6 protein-coding genes are annotated in these 4,389 nt (G+C 41.7%); 1 reads left to right on the top strand and 5 read right to left on the bottom strand.

Features of this window, described 5'->3' with window-relative positions:
• Positions 1–369: 369 nt before the first annotated feature.
• Together PHV30_11910 and PHV30_11905 are read right to left on the bottom strand one after the other, a co-directional pair.
• Entirely contained in the window at positions 370–1,914 is a 1,545-nt protein-coding gene (locus PHV30_11910) for a hypothetical protein (protein ID MDD5457719.1), read from the bottom strand.
• A gap of 26 nt (positions 1,915–1,940) precedes the next feature.
• Positions 1,941–2,537 (bottom strand): TetR/AcrR family transcriptional regulator, encoded by a 597-nt coding sequence (locus PHV30_11905; protein MDD5457718.1) that lies wholly within the window; start codon positions 2,535–2,537, stop codon positions 1,941–1,943.
• Between the two features lie 182 nt (positions 2,538–2,719).
• On the opposite strand from PHV30_11905, the gene rpmB reads away from it, so the two are divergent.
• A complete protein-coding gene (gene rpmB, locus PHV30_11900; protein MDD5457717.1) occupies positions 2,720–2,890 on the top strand; it encodes a 50S ribosomal protein L28 in 171 nt (56 codons plus the stop codon).
• Here the strand turns inward: rpmB and PHV30_11895 are convergent.
• From PHV30_11895 to PHV30_11885, 3 genes are all read right to left on the bottom strand, one after another.
• Positions 2,887–3,231, bottom strand: coding sequence for a hypothetical protein (locus tag PHV30_11895; protein MDD5457716.1), 345 nt, complete (start codon positions 3,229–3,231; stop codon positions 2,887–2,889). The genes rpmB and PHV30_11895 overlap by 4 nt on opposite strands.
• 2 nt (positions 3,232–3,233) lie before the next feature.
• Positions 3,234–3,584, bottom strand: coding sequence for a DUF5674 family protein (locus PHV30_11890; GenBank protein ID MDD5457715.1), 351 nt, complete (start codon positions 3,582–3,584; stop codon positions 3,234–3,236).
• A gap of 66 nt (positions 3,585–3,650) precedes the next feature.
• Positions 3,651–4,389: SDR family oxidoreductase (locus tag PHV30_11885; GenBank protein ID MDD5457714.1), on the bottom strand; the 739-nt coding region annotated here is incomplete at its 5' end.

The following is a 4,389-nucleotide window of genomic DNA, read 5'->3' as shown; positions in this document are numbered from 1 at the left end:
CTTCCAATCTTCCTTCTTCCTTCGTCCTTCTTCCCTCATTTCCCTTCGTCACTCTTCACTTTTCACGTTTCACGCTTCACGCGTCAACTTTCTACCGTCATACTTCCCTTCGACAAGCTCAGGGTAAACTAGCTCAGTATGACGCTTTTCACTCTTCAACTGTCTCTTGGTCATACTTCCCTTCGACAAGCTCAGGGTAAACTGGCTCAGTATGACGCTTTTCACTCTTCACTCTTCACGCTTCACGATTCACGCTTCACCTTTCAACTTACTACTGTCATACTTCGTAATACTTGGTCACGCTTCCCTTCGACAAGCTCAGGGTAAACTAGCTCAGTATGACGCCTTTCACTCTTCACTCTTCACCAGTTACGCTTCTGTTCTGATCCTTCTCAAATCTTCCAGATCAATGGTCGGGTTTAATATTTTATTTATCTGTATCTTTTTCACCTGCGAGCTGATTCCTTTGACTGTATAATCAAAGGTGGCCATCTGATCCCTGAGCATAGCCGAGTTGGCAGCTATATATTTTCTGCCGTCTTCACTTTCGGTATGGAACAGGTACCACAAATCTTTACCTGATATTTCCACGATTACAGCCACGTCACCAAACTGCTCGGTTTCCATCTTGATAATAACCTGTGTCCTCTCCGGGTTCACCGGCGCTTCCTTTTTGCTCATATCCCTCTTTATCAATATCTCGATATTTTTGGCCATCTCCGCAAAAGGACTGGGAATGATCCAGTAAAAATAACGGTCCGGCAGCTTGGGATCATAATATTTGGAAAGTTTACTTAAAATACCCTGCGCGGAAATATTCTCCATAACAGGAGTTATGCTGCTTTCCAAATTTTTCAACAGTTCCATGAGTTTGGCACGTTCAGCCGGGTCCTGCACAAATTGAAGTTTTTGCTGCAATCCCGCGATTAACGCTTTCAGGGCATTGAGGTCCATTAAGAAATTTTTGGAGAAGTTCAAATTTAAACTGCCGGACTGCGACAACAAATTCTGCATAATCTCTGCGTCCTCGCCGGACAGGCCCTGGCTGAAAGCCAGCAGGTTCTGCAAAATATCAAATTCTTCAGCGTTGTTGACAGTACCCCTGGCCAGAACGTTCTGCAGCATTTTCAACTGGTCGGGAGGCAGATTCGCGCCTTTGCTCATCATGCCCTGAAGAGTAGAAGTTTCTTTTTTACTTAAAACCACAGTATTTTTTTCTGAGTCCTTGTTCTGTATCTTTTTAATATTTTTGTCAAACTCCCCGAGCAAAGCGGTTAAATTGTTAACCAAAGCAGTGTTTGTACCGCTGGCAAATGAACTCAGAGACTGATTGACCAGAGAAATATTTTGCTGCAAATTTTGCAGTTGTTGCGCGTAATTGATATTGCCTGAAAAAAATTGTTCAAGCGCTTTGACAGCAGCCGGATTTCCGGCAAGACCCTTGGACATAGCGGCCAGGGCGGCATTTTGCGTATTGGCGTTCGCTCCTTTGTTCTGCAGGGCTTTGAAAAGCTGCTGAAAATTCTCATCGCTAAGTTCCATACCGTACTCCAGCATTTTGGAAGCCAGCTGCTGGTTTTCCGGAGTATCGGCAAGTCCTATGCTCATCAGTTGCATAGATATGTCCTGGGTGGACAAAGCTCTTGTGGCAGATGAAACCGGAGTTGAAGCTGATGTCTGGCTACTGACTGTAGTGGAAGCTACCTGCTGCAATACCTGAGATTGTGTGGCTGTAGTCGACTGCGAGGTCTGCGTAGAAGATTGCGGTGTGTTTTGTTGTACCTGTTGTGTTTGCTGCTGTTCCTGTTGTTGCTGATCCTGCTGCGTTACCTGTGTCTGTGGCTTAATATGCGGCCAAATAATGGGCGCACCAGGATGTATTCCGCCACCGCTACCAGCACCAACTGTATCCATATTCTCTCTCTAGATCGTGATGATCATTAAATTAATAAAGAGCCCAGAAAAGCTTTTACAGCCTGATTGCCGATATCCTTTATAGAAAAAGACGACCGGTCAATAAGCCACTGCATGAGTAAACCGTCGGCCAATGAAAGCAAGGCTGTGCTCATGGCCATGGAATCTATGGTTTTAAAAACTTTTTTTTGAACTCCGTCTTCCAGTATATCAGCAAAAAGTTCCCGCAAAGACTGATAAACATTGACAATTTCCTGCTGATTAATATTGGTATTTCTGGTTAATTCCGACCAGAAATCAAAATAAATATAATAAGTATCCCCATATTGTTCTATGGTCTGAAAAAATTGTTCATAAAATAAAACGAGCTGTTTGTAAGGATTTTTTTCTTTACCGACAATATCCTGCATCTGTTCGGAAAAATATGAAAACCAGAGCTTAAAGGTATTCAGGAAAAGTTCGTCTTTGCTTTCGAAATACTCATAGAGCGTACCCTTACCAACATCAGCCGAGATAGCGATATCGGACATTTTTGTTTCACGGAAACCGTATTTGGCAAAAATAGGGATGGCTGCCTGAACAAGTTTTTCTCTTTTCTCGGTTTTATTGACTATTTTCGGCACCGGGGTTCCCTCCGTTTTAAGGGGATTATTGCGAAATGCCCCTTATGTAAAAAAGTTTAACTTTTATTTGATACTGCGTCAATATAAACAATAAATATCGATAACATTGCTCATTGTCATTTATATTAGATTATGTTAGTCTATACCCTGTTCAAAAATAGACTTAAAAAGGTAGGAAAGTTATGGCAAAAAAATGTGAAATCTGCGGAAAAAGACCGATGGTTGGAAATAATGTTTCACATTCCCAGAGAAAAACAAAAAGACTCTTTAATCCGAACCTGCAAACAGCGGTAATAGATAATAAAAAGGTAGTTATTTGTACTTCTTGTATGCGTACCAGAGCTAAAGCTTAAAAACTCAGGAAATCCCTGATGGCGAGTGTCTCTGAGTTCCAGGTATAAAGAACTCTTATTAATTCCACATTAAAATACAAATTATCGCACAAGAATAACGCGCCCTTGGCCAGCTCTTCCTTGAAGCGTAAGACTTCTTTTATTCCGGCTTTCCATTTGGGATCGTTTATAAGCAGATCAACCAGCTCGATGGCACGAAAATAAAATTGTCTGGCATCGTTAAAGGTAGTTTCCATTATCCTGGCCTTGGCCTTGGACAAATCTGTCCCTATCATCATAATTTGCTGATATTTGGAATGATTATTCCATTCCTGCTGTGATAATTCCTGATAATACGCCATATTTATCCGGTTATTATTTCGTCCACAATATCTTTAATTTCGTTTCTGACAGCTTCAGATATAATTTCCATACCGGGATTATTCATAGAGGGTTTAATGTTGAGCAATGAAGAATATTCTATCTGGGCGTCTTTAGGGTTAAGTGGGAACAAGGTGCAGGACCATACCGATTTATAATCGCTGCCATTACCCAGCAACAGGCTTTCCGAGTCCGCATGCATTTCTCCGCCAAGGGCCAGAACTTTTTGCTGCAAATCAACGGAAAATTTAACAGAAGTGTCCGCCGGTGTATTGAAGAGCTTTTTAATTTCCCCAAGAGAAATTTTGTTTTCAGTATCCGCTACTTTGATCATAGTTAACCCCCAATAACACTCTTAGTCATTTTGCGTCGAGTGAGTCTATTTGAGAACGCAAAAAAGCTATTTATTTATATTTTCAAAATATTTGATTGTTTTGTCCAGACCTTCCTCTAATTTTATTTCGGGTGTCCATTTCAATATTTTTTTTGCCAACTTTATATCCGGTTTTCTTTGCCTGGGGTCATCACTGGGAAGAGGCAAAAAATTGATTTTTTGTTTGCTTTTCAATTTCTTTTTCACCAGATTGGCCAGTTCCAGAATGGTGAATTCTGTAGGATTACCCAAATTTACAGGGCCTATGGATTCTTTTTGGTTCATCATACGCATCAGGGCTTCGACCATATCGTCCACATAACAAAATGAACGTGTTTGCGAGCCGTCGCCATAAACTGTTATAGGTTTGCCTTTTAAAGACTGAACTATAAAATTGCTTACTACCCGACCGTCATTGGGATGCATGCGCGGGCCATAGGTATTGAAAATCCTGACAATGCGGATATCTACTTTGTTCTGGCGGTGATAATCCATAAAAAGCGTTTCCGCAACACGCTTGCCTTCGTCGTAACAACTTCTGATACCGATAGGATTAACATTGCCCCAATAAGTTTCCGGTTGCGGATGGACCTGCGGATCGCCATAAACTTCGCTGGTGGAAGCCTGCAAAATCCTGGCTTTGACACGTTCGGCCAACCCCAGCATATTTATGGCGCCCATGACCGATGTTTTAATGGTTTTTACAGGATTGAACTGATAATGCACGGGAGAAGCCGGGCAGGCGAGATTATAGATTTGATCTACT

It is taken from the genome of Candidatus Margulisiibacteriota bacterium, from assembly GCA_028715625.1.
GTDB lineage: Bacteria > Margulisbacteria > Riflemargulisbacteria > GWF2-35-9 > GWF2-35-9 > JAQURL01.
Note: the sequence above shows the minus strand (reverse complement) of the source record. Positions and strands in the feature narration are given on the sequence as shown.

Bases quoted from the DNA above. Each gene is read 5' to 3' on its own strand.
- PHV30_11895 (MDD5457716.1), bottom strand. From the start codon at position 3,231: ATGGCGTATTATCAGGAATTATCACAGCAGGAATGGAATAATCATTCC.
- PHV30_11910 (MDD5457719.1), bottom strand. From the start codon at position 1,914: ATGGATACAGTTGGTGCTGGTAGCGGTGGCGGAATACATCCTGGTGCG.
- rpmB (MDD5457717.1), top strand. From the start codon at position 2,720: ATGGCAAAAAAATGTGAAATCTGCGGAAAAAGACCGATGGTTGGAAAT.
- PHV30_11890 (MDD5457715.1), bottom strand. From the start codon at position 3,584: ATGATCAAAGTAGCGGATACTGAAAACAAAATTTCTCTTGGGGAAATT.